This window comes from Pseudomonas alkylphenolica (assembly GCF_016009175.1).
In the GTDB taxonomy this organism is placed as follows: Bacteria; Pseudomonadota; Gammaproteobacteria; order Pseudomonadales; family Pseudomonadaceae; genus Aquipseudomonas; species Aquipseudomonas alkylphenolica_B.
Genome location: NZ_JADUCM010000035.1, coordinates 1 through 21999, shown reverse-complemented (window position 1 = coordinate 21999; position 21999 = coordinate 1). Strand labels below are relative to the sequence as shown.

Genomic DNA, 21999 nt, shown 5'->3' with positions numbered 1-21999 from the left:
CCGACGGCCGGGCTTTTCCACGCTGACTTATCGAGCCCAAGGACCATCATTACCATGTCCATGACCCCCCGCGAGATCGTCCACGAACTCAACCGCCACATCATCGGCCAGGACGACGCCAAGCGCGCTGTCGCCATCGCCCTGCGCAACCGCTGGCGGCGCATGCAGCTGCCTGCCGAGCTGCGCGTTGAAGTGACCCCCAAGAACATTCTGATGATCGGCCCGACCGGCGTCGGCAAGACCGAAATCGCCCGGCGCCTGGCCAAACTGGCCAATGCCCCGTTCATCAAGGTCGAAGCGACCAAGTTCACCGAAGTCGGCTACGTTGGTCGTGACGTCGAGTCGATCATTCGTGACCTGGCCGATGCCGCGATCAAGATGCTCCGCGAGCAGGAAATCGTCCGCGTCGGCCACCGTGCCGAAGACGCCGCCGAAGAGCGCATCCTTGATGCCCTGCTGCCACCGGCACGCACCGGCTTCAACGAAGACCAGACCACCAGCACCGACTCCAACACCCGCCAGCTGTTCCGCAAGCGTCTGCGCGAAGGCCAGCTGGATGACAAGGAAATCGAGATCGAAGTGGCCGAAGCCATGGGCGTCGACATTTCCGCGCCACCGGGCATGGAAGAGATGACCAACCAGCTGCAGAACCTGTTCGCCAACATGGGCAAGGGCAAGCGCAAGAGCCGCAAGCTCAAGGTCAAGGAAGCGCTCAAGCTGGTACGCGACGAAGAAGCCAGCCGCCTGGTCAACGAAGACGAGCTCAAGGCCAAGGCTCTGGAAGCCGTCGAGCAGCATGGCATCGTGTTCATTGACGAAATCGACAAGGTTGCCAAGCGCGGCAACGTCGGCGGCGCCGATGTGTCCCGTGAAGGTGTACAGCGCGACCTGCTGCCACTGATCGAAGGCTGCACGGTGAACACCAAGCTGGGCATGGTCAAGACCGACCACATCCTGTTCATCGCCTCCGGTGCCTTCCACCTGAGCAAGCCAAGCGACCTGGTGCCCGAGCTGCAAGGCCGTCTGCCGATTCGCGTTGAGCTCAAGGCGCTGAGCCCGGAAGACTTCGAGCGCATCCTCAGCGAACCGCATGCCTCGCTCACGGAACAGTACCGCGAACTGCTCAAGACCGAAGGCCTGAACATCGAATTCGCCGCCGAGGGCATCAAGCGCCTGGCCGAGATCGCCTGGCAGGTCAACGAAAAGACCGAGAACATCGGTGCCCGCCGCCTGCACACACTGCTTGAGCGTCTGCTCGAAGAAGTGTCGTTCAGCGCCGGTGACCTGGCCAGCGCCCACGATGAGGCGCCGATCCGCATCGACGCCGAGTACGTCAACAGCCACCTCGGCGAATTGGCGCAGAACGAAGACCTTTCTCGTTATATTCTGTAAGCCTCACTCTCTTACAGGCAGGGCCGCTTGCGGCCCTGAACCACATGGCCAGACTCCCCACCGGCATCAACCTGCACAAAGCCTCCAAGACCCTGAGCCTGACTTACGGGCCCGAAGAGGTGTACCACCTGCCCGCCGAATTCCTGCGCGTGCATTCCCCCTCCGCCGAGGTTCAAGGCCACGGCAATCCCATCCTGCAATTCGGCAAACTGGGCGTCGGTCTCAAGCAGATCGAACCGGCAGGCCAGTACGCACTGAAACTGACCTTCGACGACGGCCACGACAGCGGCCTGTTCACCTGGGAGTACCTGGAACAACTGTGCCTGCGTCAGGAACAGCTCTGGGCCGAGTACCTTGATGACCTGGCAAAAGCCGGAAAATCTCGCGACCCTTCCGAGTCGATCGTCAAGCTGATGCTCTAGTTCAAGCCTCCCAGGATTTAGAGCGCATTTTCTAATTCTATTTGCTTGAATGCCTGCACAACGGCCAATGAGTGGCCGTATTGCGAAACACTCGAAAGTCGGGTAACCAATGGATCTGGCAAGTTCCCTGCATTGATTTTTTTGCGCAGGGTCAGGCCGGGATGTAGAGGTCGCGAGCGAAAGCAGGCTGTCTTCACACGCAGAAAAACCCGCATGGCTCATCGTCGTTTGCATCCGGCCGCAGGACCGCAGTTCGTTATCACTGGTCACCCGAGCAGCAGTACCGGGCACTCGTCTGTGTAAGTGCACAACAGGCCGGTACTCGTCTCAGGACAACGGAGCGTCGTAGATGAGTAACAAGAACAACGATGACCTGCAGCGCCAAGCCTCGGAAAACACACTGGGCCTGAACCCGGTAATCGGCGTGCGCCGCAAGGATTTGCTGACTTCTGCTCGAATGGTGCTGGGCCAGGCCATTCGTCAACCGCTGCACAGCGCCAAGCATGTCGCTCATTTCGGCCTGGAACTGAAGAATGTGATCTTCGGCAAATCGGCTCTGCAACCGGAGAGCGACGACCGCCGTTTCAACGATCCGGCCTGGAGCCAGAACCCGCTCTATCGCCGCTACCTGCAAACCTACCTGGCGTGGCGCAAAGAACTGCACGACTGGATCGACAACAGCAACCTGTCGGAACAGGACGCCAGCCGCGGTCACTTCGTTATCAACCTGATGACCGAAGCCATGGCCCCGACCAACTCGGCAGCCAACCCGGCGGCGGTCAAACGCTTCTTTGAAACCGGCGGTAAAAGCCTGCTCGACGGCCTGTCGAACCTGGCCAAAGACATGGTCAACAACGGCGGCATGCCCAGCCAGGTGAACATGGCGGCCTTCGAGGTCGGCAAGAACCTGGGCACCAGCGAAGGCGCCGTGGTGTTTCGCAACGATGTCCTGGAGCTGATTCAGTACCAGCCGATCACCGAACAGGTACACGCCCGCCCGTTGCTGGTGGTACCACCGCAAATCAACAAGTTCTACGTCTTCGACCTCAGCCCGGAAAAGAGCCTGGCGCGCTTCTGCCTGCGCTCCAATGTGCAGACCTTCATCGTCAGCTGGCGCAACCCGACCAAGGCCCAGCGCGAGTGGGGCCTGTCGACCTATATCGATGCGCTCAAAGAAGCCGTCGACGTCGTCCTGGCGATCACAGGCAGCAAAGACCTGAACATGCTCGGTGCCTGCTCGGGCGGCATTACCTGCACCGCGCTGCTGGGACACTACGCCGCCCTGGGCGAGACCAAGGTCAACGCCCTGACCCTGCTGGTCAGCGTGCTGGACACCACCCTCGACACCCAGGTCGCGCTGTTTGTCGACGAGCAGACCCTTGAGTCGGCCAAGCGCCAGTCCTATCAGGCCGGCGTGCTCGAAGGCCGCGACATGGCCAAGGTATTTGCCTGGATGCGCCCCAACGACCTGATCTGGAACTACTGGGTCAACAACTACCTGCTGGGTAACGAGCCGCCGGTGTTCGACATCCTGTTCTGGAACAACGACACCACCCGCCTGCCGGCCGCCTTCCACGGCGACCTGATCGAAATGTTCAAAAGTAATCCACTGATCCGTGCCGATGCACTGGAAGTGTGCGGCACACCGATCGACCTGAAAAAAGTCACGACCGACATTTACAGCCTGGCCGGCACCACCGACCACATCACACCGTGGCAGGCCTGCTACCGCTCGGCCCAGCTGTTTGGCGGCAATGTCGAATTCGTGCTGTCCAACAGTGGCCACATTCAGAGCATTCTCAACCCGCCCGGCAACCCCAAGGCGCGCTACATGACCAGTAGCGAGCTGCCGGCGCAGGCCAGTGATTGGCAGGAAAACGCCAGCAAGCACACCGACTCCTGGTGGCTGCATTGGCAAAACTGGCTCAGCCAACGCTCGGGCGAACTGAAAAAAGCACCGACAAGGTTGGGCAACAAGGCCTATGCCGCCGCTGAAGCGGCACCGGGGACCTACGTTCACGAGCGTTGATTGCAGCGTCCGCCGTGGCCACTGCAGGTCACGGCGCCTCATCCAGCACAGGGCTTCGCGCATGCCGCAACCGTATATCTTCAGAACCGTTGAACTGGATGGCCAGACCATCCGCACAGCGGTTCGCCCCGGCAAGCCCCACTTGACGCCCTTGCTGATTTTCAACGGCATCGGCGCCAACCTGGAACTGGTATTCCCCTTTATCCAGGCACTGGACCCGGACCTGGAGGTCATTGCCTTCGACGTGCCCGGAGTCGGCGGCTCATCAACTCCCAGGCACCCCTATCGCTTTCCGGGCCTGGCCAGGCTCACTGCGCGCATGCTCGATTACCTCGATTACGGGCAGGTCAATGTCATCGGCGTGTCGTGGGGTGGCGCGCTGGCCCAGCAGTTCGCCCATGACTACCCGGAACGCTGCAAAAAGCTCGTGCTCGCGGCGACCGCTGCCGGTGCGGTGATGGTGCCGGGCAAGCCCAAGGTGTTGTGGTTGATGGCCAGCCCGCGGCGCTACATCCAGCCTTCCCATGTGATCCGCATTGCACCGCAGATCTACGGGGGCGCCTTTCGCCGCGACCCGGACCTGGCCATGAACCACGCCGCCAAGGTGCGTTCCTCGGGCAAGCTCGGCTACTACTGGCAACTGTTCGCAGGGCTTGGCTGGACCAGCATTCACTGGCTGCACAAGATCCAGCAGCCGACCCTGGTGCTGGCAGGCGACGATGACCCCTTGATTCCATTGATCAATATGCGTCTGCTCGCCTGGCGGATTCCCAATGCCCAGCTACACATAATCGACGACGGCCACTTGTTCCTGATCACCCGGGCCGAAGCCGTCGCCCCGATCATCATGAAGTTTCTCCAGCAAGAGCGCCAACGCGCCGTCATGCACCCCCGGCCTGCTGCCAGTTGAGATGAAACGCGATCACGCGTGAGGCAGGATGCCTTGTAGCTTGACCGGCGGCACGAGGTTGGTGTCGCTCTTGCATTGAATTGTTTGTTGATGGCCTGACGACGGAGTGTTGCCTGATGAAAGACAAGCCCGCGAAGGGGTCGCTACCGGTCCCCGCCTCCTACATGAACGTGCAGAGTGCAATCACTGGCCTGCGCGGCCGCGACCTGCTGTCCACATTGCGCAATGTCAGCCGCCACAGCCTTCGCCACCCGCTGCACACGGCCAAGCACATGCTCTCGCTGGGCAATCAGCTGGGACGCGTGCTACTCGGCGATACGCCCCACCAGCCACACCCTCGGGACAATCGCTTCAAGGATCCGGCCTGGAGCCTCAACCCCTTCTATAGTCGCGGCTTGCAAGCGTATCTGGCCTGGCAGAAACAGACCCGCCAGTGGATCGATGAAAGCCAGCTGGATGCCGATGACCGGGCACGGGCGCATTTTCTCTTCGCTTTGCTCAACGATGCCATGGCGCCAAGCAATTCCTTGCTCAACCCTGCCGCCGTCAAGGAGCTGTTCAACTCCGGCGGATTGAGCCTGGTGCGCGGCGCCAGCCACTTGCTTGATGACCTGCGCCATAACGACGGCTTGCCACGTCAGGTCAACCCGCAAGCGTTCGAAGTGGGTCGCAACCTGGCGACCACACCAGGCTCGGTAGTGTTTCGCAACGAACTGCTGGAGCTGATCCAGTACAAGCCGATGAGCGAAAAGCAGTACGCCCGGCCCATGCTGGTGGTGCCGCCACAGATCAACAAGTTCTATATTTTCGACCTGAGCCCGAGCAACAGCTTCGTCCAGTATATGCTCAAGAGCGGCCTGCAGACGTTCATGGTCAGCTGGCGCAATCCCGACCCGCGTCATCGCGAGTGGGGCCTGACGAGCTATGTCGAAGCGCTCGAAGAAGCCATGAATGTCTGCCGGGCGATAACCGGCAGTCGCGAAGTCAACCTGATGGGCGCGTGTGCCGGCGGCCTGACCATGGCCGCGCTGCAAGGCCATTTACAGGCCAAGCGGCAACTGCGCAGGGTCGGCAGCGCCACTTACCTGGTCAGTCTGCTCGACAGTGAGATCGACAGCCCCGCCAGCCTGTTCGCCGATGAGCAGACCCTGGAAGCTGCCAAGCGCCGTTCCTACCAGCAAGGCGTGCTCGACGGCAAAGAGATCGCCAAGGTCTTCGCCTGGATGCGCCCCAACGACCTGATCTGGAACTACTTCGTCAACAACTACCTGCTGGGCAAGGCACCGCCGGCATTCGACATCCTTTACTGGAACAACGACAACACCCGCCTGCCGGCGGCCCTGCACGGCGATCTGCTGGACTTCTTCAAACACAATCCGCTGGCCCATGCTGCCGGGCTCGAAGTCTGCGGTACGCCGATCGACCTGCAGAAGGTCAACGTCGACAGTTTCAGTGTTGCCGGCAGCAACGACCACATCACACCCTGGGATGCGGTGTACCGTTCGACCTTGCTGCTGGGCGGCGACAAACGTTTCATCCTGGCCAACAGCGGCCACGTGCAAAGCATCCTCAACCCACCCGGCAATCCCAAGGCGCACTATGTCGACAACCCGCGCCTGAGCAGCGATCCGCGGGCCTGGTTCTATGACGCCAAACAGGTGGAAGGCAGTTGGTGGCCGCAGTGGCTGGAATGGATTCAGGTACGCTCCGGTGAGCAGCGTGAAACCCTGATGACCCTGGGCAACCAGAATTACCCTCCCATGGACCCCGCACCCGGCACTTACGTCCTGGCGCGCTGAACAAGTAGAACGGATGAAAACCCGCGACCGTATTCTTGAGTGTGCCCTGCAGCTGTTCAACCAGCAGGGCGAACCCAATGTCTCGACCCTGGAGATTGCCAATGAAATGGGGATCAGCCCGGGCAACCTCTACTACCACTTCCACGGCAAGGAGCCGTTGGTGCTCGGCCTGTTCGAACGCTTCGAAGAGGAACTGACGCCCCTGCTCGACCCACCTCTGGAGGTGCGCCTGGATGCCGAGGACTACTGGCTGTTCCTGCACCTGATCGTCGAGCGCATGGCCCAATACCGCTTCCTCTTCCAGGACCTGTCGAACCTCACCGGGCGTTTACCCAAGCTGGCCCGGGGCATGCGCAACTTGCTCAACGCCCTCAAGCGCACCCTGGCCGCCTTGCTCGCCAGCCTCAAGGCCCAGGGCCAGGTGGTCAGCGACACCCGGGCTCTGGGGCAACTGGTGGAGCAGATCACCCTGACGTTGCTGTTCTCGCTGGATTATCAGCGGGTATTGGCGCGCGAGGGCGAAGTCGGGGTGGTGGTGTATCAGGTCATGATGCTGGTGGCACCGCATCTGGAAGCGGGCTCCCGGCATGCCGCCGAGCAGATCGCGCTGAGGTACCTGAGCGGCTGATGTCGGCAGCCCCGGGCTGCAAATGAAAACGCCCGGCACTGAGGCCGGGCGTTTGCAGACAACCGCCTGGAATCAGGACTGGCTGATCGCGTTCAGCGGTGCCGATGGCGTCGGCGTTGCCGGTGCTACGGTTGCGGTTGCTGCTGGCGCTGCACTCGGTGCCGGTGCTGCACTGGCCGCAGGTGCTGCGGGCTTGGCTGCAGGCTTGGCCGGGGCTTTCTTCACTGCCGGCTTTTTCGCCGCTGCAGGTTTGGCTGCTGCCTTGACTGCAGGTTTGGCTGCAGGCTTGGCCGCCACCGTTTTTGCCGCTGCAGGCTTGGCTGCAGGCTTGGCCGCTGCAGTTTTCGCCGCAGGCTTGGCAGCAGCTTTCGGCGCAGCCTTGGCCAATGGCTTGGCCGCCGCCTTGCTGGCTGCCGGTTTGCTGGCAACCGGCTTGACCGATGCCCCGGTCAGTTTCTCGATCTGCTTGGTCAAGGTGTCGACCTGCTGGTGCAGTGCCTTGACTTCATTACGGCTAGGGACGCCCAGACGCGAGATGGCGCTGTTCAGGCGCTTGTCGAAAGCCTCTTCGAGCTCGCTCCATTTGCCCAGTGCACGGTCCTTCACATCGCCTACTCGCGAGGTGGCCGACTTGGCCGAAGCCTTGGCGGAATCTACCGAATCCTTGGCCTGCTTCTCTGCCTTCTCGCCATCCTTGACCAAGGACTCGAACAGCTTGTTGCCGTCCTGGTCGATCTTGGAGTAGATACCCAAACCAGCCAGCCAGATCTTGCGGGAATATTTCTCGATCCCCCCGACCCAGGAGCTGCCTTCTTTCTCGCTATTCTTCTTGCCAGCCATCCTGCTCTCCTTATTGTTTGCGCGCGACACGTTCGAGCAATGCCGTCAGCTCTTCGAGCTTGGCAGAGAGTGCCTCCACGTCATGTTTAGACGGAATGCCGATGCGATTCAAGGCGCTGGCGACCCGTGTGTCGAAAGCCTTTTCGATTTTGTCGAGTTGCACTTCGACCTTGCCCTTGACGCTGGTGATCTCGCCCTTGACCGAATCGATCTGGCTATTGGCAGCATCAAGTTCTTTGTCGATACGTTTCTTGCCACGTTTCTCGACGGTTTCGCCAGCTTTGACCAGCTCTTTCAGGTAGTCGGCACCTTCCTGGCCAACCCGGGCATAAGCCCCGAGGCCTGCCAGCCAGATCTTGCGCGCGTAGCCGCGCACTTCGCCCAGCGTGTGCTGGTCGTCGTCTTTTTTCTTCAGGGTCACTTTAACCATGCTCTGCACCTCACGCTCGAATAGATATGGAGGAACTGCCCATGGAAACTGGGCTTGAGCATAAGGTAGGGTGAAAAATTAGAATCCTCACCCTAAGCTGCAGAAGCCGGATTCAAGCCAGCGCTTTGTCCAGCGCCCGCTCGATCTCGCTCTTGATGGTTGTGCTCATCATCGACAGCATCATGCCCAGTTTCAGCTCGACCCTGATGGTGTCTTCACCGATCTGCACACTGCCCGTGGCACCGCTGCGCTTGACCTCGACCCGGTCGCCATTCCAGCGGGCGCTGAGGTCGTACTCGCGGGCCAGCTTGTCGACCAGGGTTTGGGCCTTTTCCCGAGCCGCTTCGCGGCCCAGGCTGTGTTTGCGCTCAACGCTGATCTGGGTCATTCATTCAATCCTGGGTTCAAAGGCATACTTCTATTATGCCCGCACCCCGACCTGCGACACACCCCGCCAAGACAAATCCGACCGTACGCCCTAGAATGGCCAGTAATTTTTTTCGGTGAAGCGATATGAACGACCAGCGCAAAGGCGACCACGCCGAACCCACCACCCATTTCGGCTACCAAAACGTACCGGAAAGCCAGAAAGCAGAGAAAGTCGCTGAGGTTTTCCATTCGGTAGCCGCCAAATACGATTTGATGAACGACGTACTGTCCGCTGGCATGCACCGCTTGTGGAAGCGCTTCACCATCGAACTCTCCGGTGTGCGCAGCGGCAACCGCGTACTGGATATCGCCGGCGGCACCGGTGACCTGGCCGCCAAGTTCTCGCAACTGGTCGGCCCGACCGGCCAGGTAGTACTGGCCGACATCAACGCGTCGATGCTCAAGGTCGGTCGTGACCGCCTGCTCGACCGCGGTGTGGCCGGCAACATCGAGTTCGTCCAGGCCGACGCTGAAAAGCTGCCGTTCCCGGACAACCACTTCGATTGCGTGACGATCGCCTTCGGCCTGCGCAACGTCACCCACAAGGAAGACGCCATCCGCTCGATGCTGCGCGTACTCAAGCCCGGTGGCCGTCTGCTGGTGCTGGAGTTCTCCAAGCCAACCAACAAGCTGATGTCCAAGGTCTACGACGCGTACTCGTTTGCCTTCATGCCACTGGCCGGCAAGCTGATCACCAACGACTCGGAAAGCTACCGTTACCTCGCCGAGTCGATCCGCATGCACCCCGACCAGGAAACCCTGAAGTCGATGATGGTCGAGGCCGGCTTTGATCGCGTGACCTACCACAACATGACCAGCGGTATCGTTGCCCTGCACCGGGGCATCAAGCCCTGATGCTCCTGGCCGGCCTTCTTGCCAGTGTCGAACACGGCCTGAACCGTGTTCTGCGCCTGGACAGCACGGCATTGCCGCGATTGCGCCCCCTCGATGGCAAGGTCATTGCCATCGATTGCCGTCAGCCGGCGCTGCAGCTGTACATTTTGCCCAGCGACGAGGGCCTGATGCTCGCCAGCCACTGGGCCAATGATGCCGACTGCACCCTGCGCGCCCCGGCCAGCAGCCTGGTGCGCCTGGCCCTGAGCCAGGACAAGACGGCCGTGCTGCACAGCCCGCACGTCGAGCTCGAAGGCGACAGCGCGGTACTGCTCGACCTGGTCAAGGTGCTGCAGGACCTGGAGCTGGACTGGGAATACGAAGTCTCGCGCTGGCTTGGCCCTGTGGCTACCCAGTTGCTCAGTGGCCACCTGCGCAGCCGCGCCAACTGGACCCGCCAGGGCTTTGCCGCACTTAACCAGAATCTCTCCGAGTACCTGGCCGAAGAAGCCCGCACCCTGGTTGGCCAACGCGAAGCCGAAGCCCGCTTCAGTGAGCTCGACACCCTCAAAGTCGACATCGAACGCCTTGAGGCGCGCATTGAGCGCCTTGCCCGATCCCTTGATACCAGCGATAACGCATGAAGCTGCTTGCCGTCCGCCGTCTGTTGCGCATCCAGCGCGTAGTCATTCGCTACCGCCTCGATGACCTGCTGTTTGACCTGCCGCTCCCGTGGTGGCTGATGGCCCTGCGGCACGTGATGCCCTGGCGCTGGCTGCCCCGCAAGCCCCTGGATCTCAGCCGTGGAGCGCGCCTGCGCCTCGCCTTGCAGGACCTCGGGCCGATTTTCATCAAGTTTGGCCAGCTCCTGTCAACGCGTCGCGATCTGCTGCCCGAAGACATCGCCGATGAACTGATGAAGCTGCAAGACCGGGTACCACCCTTCGACCCGCAAAAGGCCGTGGCCCTGATCGAAGAGCAACTGGGCGCGAAGATCAGCGAAGTGTTCAGCCGCTTTGATGTCGAGCCACTGGCTTCGGCCTCGGTGGCCCAGGTGCATGCGGCCAAGCTCAAAAGCGGCGAAGAAGTGGTGGTCAAGGTGGTGCGCCCGGGCCTCAAGCCCATCATCGCCCAGGACCTGGCCTGGCTGTTCCTGATCGCCCGCGGTGCTGAACGGGTGTCTGCCGACGCCCGCCTGCTGCACCCGGTGGAAGTGGTCAGCGACTACGAAAAGACCATTTATGACGAGCTCGACCTGTTGCGCGAGGCGGCCAATGCCAGCCAGCTCAAGCGCAACTTCGAAGGCTCGGAAATGATGTATGTGCCCCAGGTGTACTGGGACTGGTGCCGCCCCAAGGTCCTGGTGATGGAGCGCATCTATGGCATCCAGGTCACCGACCTTGCAACCCTGGCCGACCAGCGTACCGATATGAAAATGCTCGCCGAGCGCGGCGTGGAGATCTTCTTCACCCAGGTATTTCGTGACAGCTTCTTTCACGCCGACATGCACCCGGGCAACATCTTCGTCAGCACGATCAAACCGTGGAGCCCGCAATACATTGCGATCGACTGCGGCATCGTCGGCAGCCTGACGCCTGAAGACCAGGACTACCTGGCACGCAACCTGTTCGCCTTCTTCAAGCGCGACTACCGCCGCGTGGCCCAGTTGCACATCGACTCTGGCTGGGTACCGGCACACACCAAGCTCAACGAGTTCGAAGCGGCGATCCGTACGGTGTGCGAACCTATCTTTGAAAAGCCGTTGAAAGACATCTCCTTTGGCCAGGTGCTGATGCGCCTGTTCCAGACCGCCCGGCGCTTCAACATGGAAGTCCAGCCGCAACTGGTGCTGTTGCAAAAGACCTTGCTCAACATCGAAGGCCTGGGCCGTCAGCTGTACCCTGAACTCGATCTGTGGAGCACCGCCCAGCCGTTCCTCGAGCGCTGGATGCGTGAACGGGTCAGCCCCAAGACCCTGCTGCAGAACCTGCACGGCCAGGTTGAACAGATTCCGCACCTCGCTGGCATGACCCGTGACCTGCTTGAGCGCATGACCCACCCCGCCGAAGCGCCTGCCAACCAGCCGCAGCGTGATGGCTGGGCCCTGCGTCTGCTCGGCGCCGGCCTGCTGGGCGGCGGGGCGACGTTGGCCGCCGGTGCTGTCAGCCTTAGCGCTCCGGCCGCCTGGCCGGCCTGGCTGATGCTCGCCGCCGGCCTTTACCTGATCGTGCGTCGATAGCCAGCAGCGCCGCGCGCTGGCACACTAGCGCCATGGGTCGGCAGAGGATCGGGCCACGAGTTTTGGAGTTGTGCATGAAAGACTGGCTGGACGAGATCAACTGGAACAGCGATGGCCTGGTACCGGCCATTGCCCAGGACCACAAGACCGGGCGCGTGCTGATGATGGCCTGGATGAACCGCGAAGCGCTGGCACTGACCGCCGCCGAGCAGCGGGCCATCTACTGGTCGCGTTCGCGTGGCAAACTGTGGCGTAAAGGCGAAGAATCCGGGCACGTGCAAAAACTGCACGAAATGCGCCTGGACTGCGATGCCGACGTGATCATCCTGATGGTCGAGCAACTGGGCCATATCGCCTGCCATACCGGTCGCGAGAGCTGCTTCTACCGCGTCTATGAAAGCGCCGAGTGGAAGACTGTCGACCCGGTCCTCAAAGACCCCAACACCATCTACAACGCAGGACACTGACATGAGCGACACCCTGACCCGCCTGGCCGAAGTGCTGGAAGCGCGCAAAGGCGCCGAGCCTGACAGTTCCTATGTAGCTAGTCTGTATCACAAGGGCCTGAACAAGATTCTGGAAAAGCTCGGCGAAGAGTCGATCGAAACCATCATCGCAGCCAAGGACGCAGCCAACAGCGGCGATTACAGCGATGTAATCTACGAAACCGCCGATCTGTGGTTCCATAGCCTGGTGATGCTCGCCCAGCTGGGTCAGCATCCGCAGGCTGTGCTCGATGAGCTGGACCACCGGTTCGGCCTGTCTGGTCATGCCGAGAAAGCAGCGCGTCAACCGTCGGCCTAACTGAATTATTTCGAGGGATTGCACCATGGGTATTTTTGACTGGAAACACTGGATCGTCCTGCTGGTCGTGGTGGTACTGGTGTTCGGTACCAAGAAGTTGAAAAACTTCGGCAGCGATCTGGGCGAATCGATCAAGGGCTTTCGCAAGGCCATGAACGAAGAAGAATCCAAGCCGGCCGAACAAACCCCGCCGCCGGTGCAAACGGCCCAACCACAGGCCACTTCGCCGCTGAACCAGGCGCAGACCATCGACGGCCAGGCGCACAAGGTCGAAGAGCCCATCAGGAAAGATTGATCAATGTTCGGGATCAGCTTCAGCGAACTGTTGCTTGTGGGCCTGGTGGCCCTGCTGGTGCTCGGCCCCGAGCGTTTGCCGGGGGCTGCGCGCACGGCCGGGCTGTGGATAGGCCGCCTCAAGCGCAGCTTCAATGCGATCAAGCAGGAAGTCGAGCGTGAGATCGGCGCCGACGACATCCGCCGCCAGTTGCACAACGAGCACATCCTCTCCATGGAGCAGGAAGCGCGCAAGATCCTCAACCCGCAGAGCGTGACGCCTGAGCCACCTGTCACACCGGTTGCCAGCCAAGACGCCGTGGTAACACCGCCTGCCGCCAGCACCGATGCCACACCGGCCGCCAGCGTAACCCCCGAACCGACACAGCCGCCGCGAGCCCCATGAGCGAAATTCCGGAAAACGACCAGCCGATGCCGCTGGTTTCGCACCTCACCGAGCTGCGCACTCGCCTGCTGCGCTGCGTCGCGGCCATCTTCCTGATCTTCGCCGGGCTGTTTTCATTCGCGCAGCAGATCTACACCCTGGTTTCCGCACCCTTGCGTGCGCACTTGCCGGCCAACGCAACGATGATCGCCACCGACGTGGCCTCGCCGTTCCTGACGCCGTTCAAGCTGACCATGATCGTTTCGCTGTTCCTGGCGATTCCGCTGATTCTCCAGCAGATCTGGGGCTTTATTGCGCCAGGCCTGTACCGCCACGAGAAGCGCATAGCGATTCCGTTGCTGGTCTCCAGCATCATCCTGTTCTACGCCGGGATGGCGTTCGCCTACTTCCTGGTGTTCCCGCTGATATTCGGGTTTTTCGCCAGCGCCACCCCTGAAGGGGTGTCGATGATGACGGACATTGCCAGTTACCTCGATTTCGTCATGACCCTGTTCTTCGCCTTCGGCGTGGCCTTCGAGATCCCGGTGGCGGTGGTCCTGCTGGTATGGATTGGCGTCGTCGACGTCAAATACCTGAAGAAGATCCGTCCTTACGTGATCATCGGCTGTTTTGTGGTCGGCATGGTCCTGACCCCGCCGGACATCTTCTCGCAAACCCTGCTGGCCGTGCCCATGTGGCTGCTGTTCGAGATTGGCGTGCTGTTTGGCGGGCTGATCCGCAAACGCAGCGAGCATCGCGACGACACCGCCGACGACCCTAACGACCAGCCGCCAGCGACCCAGCCGTGAACCTGCTGTTACTCGAAGAAGCCGACTTCATCGCGGCCGATCGCGTCATTCTTGCCGATCGGCGCTTTACCCACATGCAGGAGATCCACCGTGTGGCGGTGGGCGACAGCCTGCGCGTCGGACGCATCGGCGGGCTGATGGGTGAAGCCCGTGTCGTGCGCCTGGAAGGGCATGAAGCCGAGCTTGCGGTCAGCTTCGACCGTGAACCGCCGGCCAAGCTGCCGCTGACCCTGGTGCTGGCCCTGCCACGTCCGAAAATGCTGCGCCGGGTGTTCCAGACCGTCGCCACCATGGGCGTGCCGAAGCTGATTCTGGTCAACAGCTACCGGGTCGAAAAAAGTTTCTGGCAAACGCCTTTTCTCGAGCCTGAAGCGATCCGCGAGCAGCTGATCCTGGGCCTTGAGCAAACCCGTGACACCCGCCTGCCAGAAGTCATCATCGAGAAACGCTTCAAGCCGTTCGTCGAGGACCGCCTGCCCGCCATCGCCCATGGCACGCTGGGCCTGGTCGGCCACCCAGGACCGTTCCCGCCTTGCCCGCGTGGCCTCGACGAACCGGTCACCCTGGCGATTGGCCCCGAAGGTGGCTGGATTCCCTATGAGATTGACCTGCTGGGTAAAGCCGGTCTGGCGCCGGTACAACTGGGCGAACGCATCCTGCGTGTAGAGACGGCGGTCACCGCCCTGCTCGCCCGTCTGTTCTGACTTCAGTTTCGCGACGCAAGGCCGATGCATTGGCATCAGAACAACAATCTGCCTCTGCCGATCGTAATGGAGTTCCACCATGTACCAATGGTTAGCCCTGCACCTGGGTCACGTGAGCGTCAATCGTAAACTCGGTATCGGCTTCGGCCTGGTCCTGCTGCTGACCTTGAGCATCACCCTGACTGGCTGGCAGGGCGTTAACGGCGTGACGTCCCGCGGCGACACCCTCGGCGGTGTTTCCCAGGTGCTGCAGGCGACGCTGGAACTGCGCGTCGCCCGGCAGAACTTCCAGATCAAGGGTGACGACAGCGCCCAGCAGAACCTCAACAATGCCCTGGCGGCGCTGGACCGCCAGCTGCAACAGGTCAAGCAGCGCATCAGCCGCCCCGAAGACCATCGGCGCATCGAACAGCAGATCGACGCCCTGCGCCAATACCGTCAGGCCCTGGACACTGCCGAAAAAGCCAGCCAGCAACGCGAAGCCAGCCGCGCTGTGCTCGGCAGCAGTGCCGACGAAGCCGTTGCGCTGATCACCGAGGTCGAGCAACAGCTGTTGAGCGGCGGCGACCTGAACCTGTTCAACAGCGTGGTCGGTGCGAGCAAATTGCTGCAGCAGGCGCGCTTCCAGGTACGCGGTTACACCTACAGCGGCAAGCCGGAATTCCACACCTCGGCCCTGCAAGCGATCGACCTGGCGTCCTCGCAACTGAAAACCCTCGCCGAGGTGCTGCCAGCGAGCTACAGCGGCAATTTCCACCAGGCCGCACGTGCCCTTGATAACTACCGCGCCGCTGTCGAGCAGTTCTCCGCCGCGCAATCGACCATCGAGCAGGCAACCCAATTGATGGCGGCCCAGGGGCAGATCCTGATCGACCAGAGCCAGCAACTGACGCTCACCCTGACCCAGTTGCGTGACGAAGAATCGCAGCATGCCAAGTCGATGCTCACCCTGGCCACTGCCCTGGCACTGCTGTTCGGCCTGCTGTCCGCCTGGGCCATTACCCGCCAGATCGTCATCCCCCTGCGCCAGACCCTCAGCGCCGCAGACCGGGTTGCCAGTGGCGACCTGCGCCAGGACCTGAACGCTGAGCGCCGCGACGAGCTGGGCCAGTTGCAACGCAGCATGCAGCGCATGACCGTCAGCCTGCGTGAGCTGATCGGTGGCATCGGCGATGGCGTCACCCAAATTGCCAGCGCCGCGGAAGAGCTGTCGGCAGTGACCGAGCAGACCAGCGCCGGAGTCAACAATCAGAAAGTCGAGACTGACCAGGTGGCTACCGCCATGAACGAGATGGCCGCCACGGTGCAGGAAGTCGCACGCAATGCTGAAGAAGCCTCCGAGGCGGCCCTGGCGGCGGACCAGCAGGCCCGTGAAGGTGACCGCGTAGTAGGCGAAGCCATTACTCAAATCGAACGCCTGGCCAGTGAAATGAACCACTCCAGCGCAGCCATGGGTCACCTCAAAAGTGAAAGCGACAAGATCGGCAGTGTGCTGGATGTGATCAAGTCGGTGGCACAACAAACCAACCTGCTGGCCCTGAACGCGGCCATCGAAGCCGCACGCGCCGGTGAAGCCGGCCGTGGCTTTGCCGTGGTTGCCGACGAAGTGCGCAGCCTGGCGCAGCGCACCCAGCAGTCGACCGAAGAAATCGAGGCGCTGATTGCCGGTTTGCAAAGTGGCACCCAGCAGGTGGCCAGCACCCTGGATGCCAGCCGCAACCTCACCGACAACAGCGTCGAACTGACCCGTCGCGCTGGCGCATCGCTGGAGCCCATCACCCGCACGGTGTCCTCGATCCAGGCGATGAACCAGCAAATCGCTGCTGCGGCGGAACAACAAAGCGCCGTGGCCGAAGAGATCAACCGCAGCGTGATGAACGTGCGCGACGTTTCGGACCAAACCTCCGCCGCCAGCGAAGAAACCGCAGCTTCCAGCGTCGAGCTGGCACGCCTGGGCACCCACCTTCAGGGCCTGGTCGGAAAATTCCAGCTCTGACGCCAAACATCCTGTGCTGTGTAGCTGCAGCACAGGTTGGCGCTTTAGCGGACTCCACCCGTTTTACTTCCTACCCGACTTCCTACAAAACCCTCTAAAGCACATCATTTCGTCGCTTTTTCGACGACATTTCCTACGCTAATCACAGGTCCAGCGCCATGCCTCCCGGCCGATGAGCAGTGAGCCGGTGCCTGGGCACGCCCAGACACCGGCTCACCCTTACCTGCTGGAGAGCCCCATGCTCGGACCTGTGAATCGGATGCTTGGCAACATGAGCGTCAGACTGAAGTTGACCCTGGGCTTTGCCCTGGTCCTGTCACTGACGCTGTTGATCACCCTCAGTGGCTGGCGCGCGCTGGACGACGCGGTTCAACGCTCGGAAAAACTTGAGGAAATAGCCCGCCTGAACGACATCGGCAAAGACCTCAGGGCCGAACGTATTACCTTCCGGGTGCTGAACGATGCCCACAGCAAGGCGCAGATCGAGAAATCCCTGACCGCCTTGAACACACTGTTGACGGCGATGATCGACCGCTATGACTCCCCCGAAGACCGACAAATGATCGCGGGCAAATTGCAGACTGTGCAGCGCTTTGCCCAAGGCTTAGAACAGCTGCAGCAGGCCGTCAGCTTGCGTCAGGAACAACGACAGTCCATGCAGGGTGCAGAACAGCGCCTGATGGAACTGATCGATGAAGTAAACGACCAGGCGCTGGAGAAAATGCGTGACGACAGCCTGCTCAGCAGTCAGAGCCGTCTGCTGGATCTGGCCGAAGCGCTGGCCCGGCACATCGGTGCGGCCACCCAGCAGAGCGAAGTGCCGGCGTACACGTTCGAACCGCTTGAAAGCTTTTCGACAGTTGGCCAGGTGGCACTGGATGCGGCCGGGCAAACACTGGGTCAACTGACGCAGTTGATGCTCAGGCATAACATGCAAGGCAGCACGCTGGACAACCTGCGCCCCGCCTTGAGCCGTTACCAGGACAGCGTGGATCAGTTCCGTCGTGCCGCCGTTGCGGTGGAAACGGTACAGAACTCACTGGAACAACTGGGCATACAACTGCGCGATGCCAGCCGAAAGCTGAGTGACCACCAGATCGAGCAACGGGACGTCGAGGCCATTGAAGCCCGGCGCGTGCTGAGCGGCGAAGCTGCCCTGGCGTTGCTACTGGGCAGCCTGGCGGCCTGGTTGATCACGGTGCAGATCACCACCCCGCTCAAGCAGACGCTGGCCCTAGCCGGACGCATTGCCACCGGTGACCTGCGGCTGGACGAGCGGCCCCAACGGCGCGATGAAATGGGCCAGTTGCAGGAGAGCGTGCATGCCATGACCCTGAGCCTGCGCGAATTGATTGGCGGCATTGATCAAGGCATCACCCAGTTGTCTTCGGCAGTGGAACAACTGGCAGCGGTGAGCGAACAGACCAAGGTGAGAATCACCCAGCAACGGGATGAAACCGACCAGGTGGCCACCGCGATGAACCAGATGAGCGCTACCGTGCATGAAGTGGCACGCAGTGCCGAGCAGGCATCGCAGGCAGCCACAATAGCTGACCAGCAGGCGCAACTGGGCGACCAGGTTGTCGGTGAGGCGGTAGAGCAGATTGAGCAACTGGCCCGGCAGGTGGATCATTCGATTGGCGCCATGCACCAACTGGCCAGCGAGAGCCAGCGCATTGGCAGCATTCTTGATGTGATCAAATCCGTCTCCGAACAGACCAATCTGCTGGCCTTGAACGCGGCCATTGAGGCGGCACGGGCCGGGGAAGCCGGACGCGGCTTTGCCGTGGTGGCCGACGAGGTGCGCGGCCTGGCCCAGCGCACCCAGCACTCCACCGAAGAGATAGAACAGCTGATTGGCAACCTGCATGACGGCACCGGTCAGGTCACCCGCCTGCTCGACAACAGCAAGAGCCTGACCCACGACAGCGTCGAACTGAGCCGCAGGGCCGGGGATGCGCTAGGCCAGATCACCCGCACAGTCTCGAATATCCAGGGGATGAACCAGCAGATTGCTACCGCCAGCGAAGAGCAAAGTGCGGTGGCCGAAGAGATCAACCGCAGCGTGATGAACGTGCGCGACGTTTCGGACCAAACCTCCGCCGCCAGCGAAGAAACCGCAGCTTCCAGCGTCGAGCTGGCGCGCCTGGGTACCCACCTTCAGGGCCTGGTCGGCAAATTCCAGCTTTAAGGCCATCGCGATCTTTGTAGGAGCCAGGCTTGCCGGCGATCGGGCGCGTAGCGGCCGCAACACCGGCGACCTCGGTTTGCCTGACACACCGCGTTGGCCGCCATTGCTGGTGCTGCGCACCAGATCGCAGGCAAGCCAGCTCCTACAGGGGTTCTGCCAGCCCTAGAGCACCTGACGCAGGAACGCCTGGGCGCGCAGGTCTTTGGGCGAGGTGAAGAACGCCTCGGGCGGCGAGTCTTCCAGCAGTTTGCCATGGTCGAAGAACAACACGCGATCCGCCACTTCCCGGGCAAAGCCCATTTCATGCGTTACGCAGACCATGGTCATGCCTTCCAGCGCCAGGGTCTTCATGACGTCGAGCACTTCGCCGACCATTTCCGGGTCAAGCGCCGAGGTCGGCTCATCGAACAGCATCACCTTCGGGTCCATCGCCAGGGCACGGGCAATGGCCACCCGCTGCTGCTGGCCACCGGACAGGCGCGACGGGTATTCGTTGGCTTTCTGGCCAATGCCGACCTTTTCCAGCAATGCCCGGGCCTTGGCCTCACGCTCGGCCTTGCCGCGCTTGCGCACGACCTTCTGTGCCAGGCACAGGTTCTCCAGCACGGTCATGTGCGGGAACAGGTTGAAATGCTGGAACACCATGCCGACTTCGCGGCGATAGGCATTGACGTCAGTCTTCGGGTCGGCCAGTTGCAGGCCGTCGATGGCCACGGTGCCCTCATCGAAGGACTCCAGGCCGTTGAGGCAGCGCAGGAAGGTCGACTTGCCCGAACCCGAAGGGCCGAGCACCACCAGTACTTCACCCTTGGCCACGTTGGTGCTGACGTGATCGACGGCACGCACCACCTGACCACGGGTGTCGAAGACTTTTACCAGGTCACGGACTTCAATCACTTTGCGCAAGCCTCCGCTCAAGCCGGCTGGCCATGTGCGACAGCGGCAGGTTGATCAACAGGTACAGGCCGGCGACACAGAACCAGATCTCGAACGTCGAGAACGACGTGGTGATCGCTTCGCGGCCGCTCTTGGTCAGTTCGGTGATGGCGATGACCGAGACCAGCGACGTGTCCTTGACCAGGCTGATGAACTGCCCGGCCAGCGGCGGCAGTACACGCTTGAAGGCTTGCGGCAGGACCACGTGGCGCATCGACTGACCGGCGCTCAAGCCCAGCGAGCGAGCGGCTTCGCCCTGCCCCTTGGCAATCGACTGGACACCGGCACGGACAATTTCGGCCACGTAGGCCCCGGTAAACAGCGCCAGCGCCGCAACACCGGCGAACTCACGGGACAGGTTGAGCACCGTGCCGATGAAGAAATAGAAAATGAAGATCTGCACCAGCAGCGGCGTGCCGCGCACCAACTCGACATACACGGTGGACAGATCGCGCAGCGTGGGGTTGCTCGACAGACGGCAAAGTCCGGCAAACAGCCCGACCAGCAAGCCCAGAATGCCGGAGGCCAGCGAAATCCAGACCGTGGTCCACAAGCCCCAGGCCAACGGGCCTGCAGCCCAGTGACGGGTCACACCGATGAGGTCGCCTTCAGCGACGTCGTCACCACGGGACAGCTGCACGCTGCCCTGCTCGACGTCGAATACGTGCTCGCCGCCGCTTTCATCGCGCACGGTGACACTTGCCATCCCACCGTTGCTGGTGATCGATTCGACGGTGCCGTTATCGGCGGCGCGCTGAGCAACTTCGGCCTGATAGGCAAAGTACTGCGGTACCCGATTCCAGCTCCACTCATAGGAGATCATCGAGGTTGCGTAGTACAGGCTCAGCGCCAGGCCCACCAGGACCAGCGCGGTAAGCCCGTGCCAGGGCCACTGGGCTTTCTTGTGTTTGATCACTTCAGGGTACTTCCGTAAAAGCGAACGCGCAGGGCCAGCCTGCGCGTCGGGTTTCAAACCAGGGTAGGCCCTGGCCTTATTCCATGTCCTTCAGCCAAGCGGTGTCCTTGAACCACTTGTCGTGGATTCGATCGTAGGTACCGTCGTGCTTGATCTGGTGCAGGAAATTGTTGATGTAGTTCAGGCTGTCGTAGTCGCCCTTCTTCAGGCCGAAGGCCAGCGGTTCGAAGGTGAACGGCTTGTCGAGGAACAGCAGCTTGCCGGCACCGGCCTTGTTCACCGCAACCACGTTGTACGGGGCGTCATAGACAAAGGCATCAGCCTTGCCGTTGACCACGTCCATGACCGCTTCCTGCTCGTTGTCGTAACCGTGGTACTTGGCTTTGCCGATCAACTTTTTGGCGACCAGTTCACCGGTGGTACCGAGCTTGGAGGTCAGGCGGTATTTCTCGTTGTTCAGGTCTTTATACGACTTGATCTCGCCCGCCAGCTCCTTGCGGATCAGCAGGGTCTGACCGACAACAATGAAGGGTTCGCTGAAGTTCAGCTTCAGGTTGCGTTCCTGGGTCAGGGTCATGCCGCTGCTGATGATGTCGAACTTGTCGGTCATCAGGGCCGGGATGATGCCGTCGTAGGAGGTGGACACCATCTCCAGCTTGACGCCCATGGACTTGGCCATGGCCTTGAGGATATCGACTTCGAAACCGACGATCTCGCCACGCTTGTTGGTCATCTGGAACGGCATGTAGGTGGGGTCCATGCCCGCACGCAGGGTGCCACGCTTGACCGCGTCGTCGATAGCGCCGGCCGCCTGGGCGGCATTGACCGCAACCAGTGCGGTGACGCCGACCAGCAGCATCGACAGGTATTTTTTGAACATCACCAGATCCCCCAGCAAGAAGACTCGAATTTTATTGTTGGCACCAACCGTCCTACAGACGGGTGCGAAATATTCGGGAGGGATGCTAACGCATGGACAGCGTTGTGGGTATCAGAAAAAGGCAGGGGGAAGCCATCGCGGGGCGAGTCGACT

General features: G+C 61.4%; 23 protein-coding genes and 2 pseudogenes. 19 read left to right on the top strand and 6 right to left on the bottom strand.

Annotated features, from left to right (window positions below):
* Nucleotides 1–54 precede the first annotated feature (54 nt).
* From hslU to I5S59_RS22565, 6 genes are all read left to right on the top strand, one after another.
* Entirely contained in the window at nucleotides 55–1392 is a 1338-nt protein-coding gene (hslU, locus tag I5S59_RS22590) for an ATP-dependent protease ATPase subunit HslU (protein ID WP_128321649.1), read from the top strand.
* A 44-nt stretch (nucleotides 1393–1436) separates the two neighbouring features.
* Nucleotides 1437–1814, top strand: a complete 378-nt coding sequence (locus I5S59_RS22585) for a gamma-butyrobetaine hydroxylase-like domain-containing protein (RefSeq protein WP_197878553.1) — start codon at nucleotides 1437–1439, stop codon at nucleotides 1812–1814.
* A gap of 349 nt (nucleotides 1815–2163) precedes the next feature.
* Nucleotides 2164–3843, top strand: a complete 1680-nt coding sequence (phaC, locus tag I5S59_RS22580; protein WP_197878552.1) for a class II poly(R)-hydroxyalkanoic acid synthase — start codon at nucleotides 2164–2166, stop codon at nucleotides 3841–3843.
* 61 nt (nucleotides 3844–3904) lie between these two features.
* Nucleotides 3905–4753 (top strand): poly(3-hydroxyalkanoate) depolymerase, encoded by an 849-nt coding sequence (gene phaZ / locus I5S59_RS22575; protein ID WP_197878551.1) that lies wholly within the window; start codon nucleotides 3905–3907, stop codon nucleotides 4751–4753.
* A gap of 116 nt (nucleotides 4754–4869) precedes the next feature.
* Nucleotides 4870–6552, top strand: coding sequence for a class II poly(R)-hydroxyalkanoic acid synthase (phaC, locus tag I5S59_RS22570; protein ID WP_197878550.1), 1683 nt, complete (start codon nucleotides 4870–4872; stop codon nucleotides 6550–6552).
* 13 nt (nucleotides 6553–6565) lie between these two features.
* Nucleotides 6566–7180: a TetR/AcrR family transcriptional regulator gene (locus tag I5S59_RS22565; RefSeq protein ID WP_128321654.1), complete on the top strand. Its 615-nt coding sequence runs from the start codon at nucleotides 6566–6568 to the stop codon at nucleotides 7178–7180.
* A gap of 72 nt (nucleotides 7181–7252) precedes the next feature.
* Here I5S59_RS22565 and I5S59_RS22560 read toward each other — a convergent pair whose 3' ends face one another.
* From I5S59_RS22560 to I5S59_RS22550, 3 genes are all read right to left on the bottom strand, one after another.
* Entirely contained in the window at nucleotides 7253–8020 is a 768-nt protein-coding gene (locus I5S59_RS22560; RefSeq protein WP_197878549.1) for a phasin family protein, read from the bottom strand.
* A 10-nt stretch (nucleotides 8021–8030) separates the two neighbouring features.
* Nucleotides 8031–8450 carry a phasin family protein gene (locus I5S59_RS22555; RefSeq protein WP_197878548.1) on the bottom strand — a complete coding sequence of 140 codons (420 nt, stop codon included), beginning with the start codon at nucleotides 8448–8450 and terminating at the stop codon, nucleotides 8031–8033.
* A 112-nt stretch (nucleotides 8451–8562) separates the two neighbouring features.
* Nucleotides 8563–8838: a polyhydroxyalkanoic acid system family protein gene (locus I5S59_RS22550; RefSeq protein ID WP_197878547.1), complete on the bottom strand. Its 276-nt coding sequence runs from the start codon at nucleotides 8836–8838 to the stop codon at nucleotides 8563–8565.
* Nucleotides 8839–8963: 125 nt separating this feature from the next.
* Here I5S59_RS22550 and ubiE point away from each other — a divergent pair, with 125 nt between their 5' ends.
* The 13 genes and pseudogenes from ubiE to I5S59_RS26780 all read left to right on the top strand — a co-directional run bounded on the left by ubiE (nucleotide 8964) and on the right by I5S59_RS26780 (nucleotide 19114).
* Nucleotides 8964–9734 carry a bifunctional demethylmenaquinone methyltransferase/2-methoxy-6-polyprenyl-1,4-benzoquinol methylase UbiE gene (ubiE, locus tag I5S59_RS22545; protein ID WP_197878546.1) on the top strand — a complete coding sequence of 257 codons (771 nt, stop codon included), beginning with the start codon at nucleotides 8964–8966 and terminating at the stop codon, nucleotides 9732–9734.
* Nucleotides 9734–10357, top strand: coding sequence for a ubiquinone biosynthesis accessory factor UbiJ (locus tag I5S59_RS22540; protein ID WP_197878545.1), 624 nt, complete (start codon nucleotides 9734–9736; stop codon nucleotides 10355–10357). The genes ubiE and I5S59_RS22540 overlap by 1 nt, the downstream gene beginning before the upstream one ends.
* On the top strand, nucleotides 10354–11952 hold the full coding sequence (gene ubiB, locus I5S59_RS22535; protein WP_197878544.1) for a ubiquinone biosynthesis regulatory protein kinase UbiB: 1599 nt from the start codon (nucleotides 10354–10356) through the stop codon (nucleotides 11950–11952). Before I5S59_RS22540 ends, ubiB begins: the two co-directional genes overlap by 4 nt.
* A gap of 74 nt (nucleotides 11953–12026) precedes the next feature.
* Nucleotides 12027–12419, top strand: coding sequence for a phosphoribosyl-AMP cyclohydrolase (gene hisI / locus I5S59_RS22530; RefSeq protein WP_197878543.1), 393 nt, complete (start codon nucleotides 12027–12029; stop codon nucleotides 12417–12419).
* Between the two features lies 1 nt (nucleotide 12420).
* A complete protein-coding gene (locus I5S59_RS22525; protein ID WP_197878542.1) occupies nucleotides 12421–12756 on the top strand; it encodes a phosphoribosyl-ATP diphosphatase in 336 nt (111 codons plus the stop codon).
* 25 nt (nucleotides 12757–12781) lie between these two features.
* Complete coding sequence (locus I5S59_RS22520; RefSeq protein WP_197878541.1) at nucleotides 12782–13051, top strand: twin-arginine translocase TatA/TatE family subunit; 270 nt, start codon at nucleotides 12782–12784, stop codon at nucleotides 13049–13051.
* 3 nt (nucleotides 13052–13054) lie between these two features.
* Complete coding sequence (gene tatB / locus I5S59_RS22515; protein ID WP_197878540.1) at nucleotides 13055–13435, top strand: Sec-independent protein translocase protein TatB; 381 nt, start codon at nucleotides 13055–13057, stop codon at nucleotides 13433–13435.
* The gene (gene tatC / locus I5S59_RS22510; protein WP_197878539.1) at nucleotides 13432–14223 is read left to right on the top strand and encodes a twin-arginine translocase subunit TatC; all 792 of its coding nucleotides are present in this window, start codon (nucleotides 13432–13434) and stop codon (nucleotides 14221–14223) included. The genes tatB and tatC overlap by 4 nt, the downstream gene beginning before the upstream one ends.
* A complete protein-coding gene (locus I5S59_RS22505) occupies nucleotides 14220–14927 on the top strand; it encodes a 16S rRNA (uracil(1498)-N(3))-methyltransferase (RefSeq protein ID WP_197878538.1) in 708 nt (235 codons plus the stop codon). Before tatC ends, I5S59_RS22505 begins: the two co-directional genes overlap by 4 nt.
* A gap of 79 nt (nucleotides 14928–15006) precedes the next feature.
* Nucleotides 15007–16068, top strand: a pseudogene (locus I5S59_RS26795) (methyl-accepting chemotaxis protein); the annotation flags it as partial.
* A complete protein-coding gene (locus tag I5S59_RS26790; RefSeq protein ID WP_420066470.1) occupies nucleotides 16051–16923 on the top strand; it encodes a methyl-accepting chemotaxis protein in 873 nt (290 codons plus the stop codon). The pseudogene I5S59_RS26795 and the gene I5S59_RS26790, both read left to right, overlap by 18 nt.
* Before the next feature lie 172 nt (nucleotides 16924–17095).
* Nucleotides 17096–18259 (top strand): annotated as a pseudogene (locus I5S59_RS26785) (methyl-accepting chemotaxis protein); the annotation flags it as partial.
* Nucleotides 18251–19114, top strand: a complete 864-nt coding sequence (locus I5S59_RS26780; protein ID WP_420066469.1) for a methyl-accepting chemotaxis protein — start codon at nucleotides 18251–18253, stop codon at nucleotides 19112–19114. The pseudogene I5S59_RS26785 and the gene I5S59_RS26780, both read left to right, overlap by 9 nt.
* 162 nt (nucleotides 19115–19276) lie before the next feature.
* Here I5S59_RS26780 and I5S59_RS22490 read toward each other — a convergent pair whose 3' ends face one another.
* The 3 genes from I5S59_RS22490 to I5S59_RS22480 form a co-directional block, all read right to left on the bottom strand.
* A complete protein-coding gene (locus I5S59_RS22490; protein WP_038616999.1) occupies nucleotides 19277–20011 on the bottom strand; it encodes an amino acid ABC transporter ATP-binding protein in 735 nt (244 codons plus the stop codon).
* Nucleotides 20004–20966, bottom strand: coding sequence for an amino acid ABC transporter permease (locus I5S59_RS22485; RefSeq protein ID WP_197878535.1), 963 nt, complete (start codon nucleotides 20964–20966; stop codon nucleotides 20004–20006). The genes I5S59_RS22490 and I5S59_RS22485 overlap by 8 nt, the downstream gene beginning before the upstream one ends.
* A gap of 76 nt (nucleotides 20967–21042) precedes the next feature.
* Entirely contained in the window at nucleotides 21043–21846 is an 804-nt protein-coding gene (locus I5S59_RS22480; RefSeq protein ID WP_197878534.1) for a transporter substrate-binding domain-containing protein, read from the bottom strand.
* Between the last annotated feature and the right edge of the window lie 153 nt (nucleotides 21847–21999).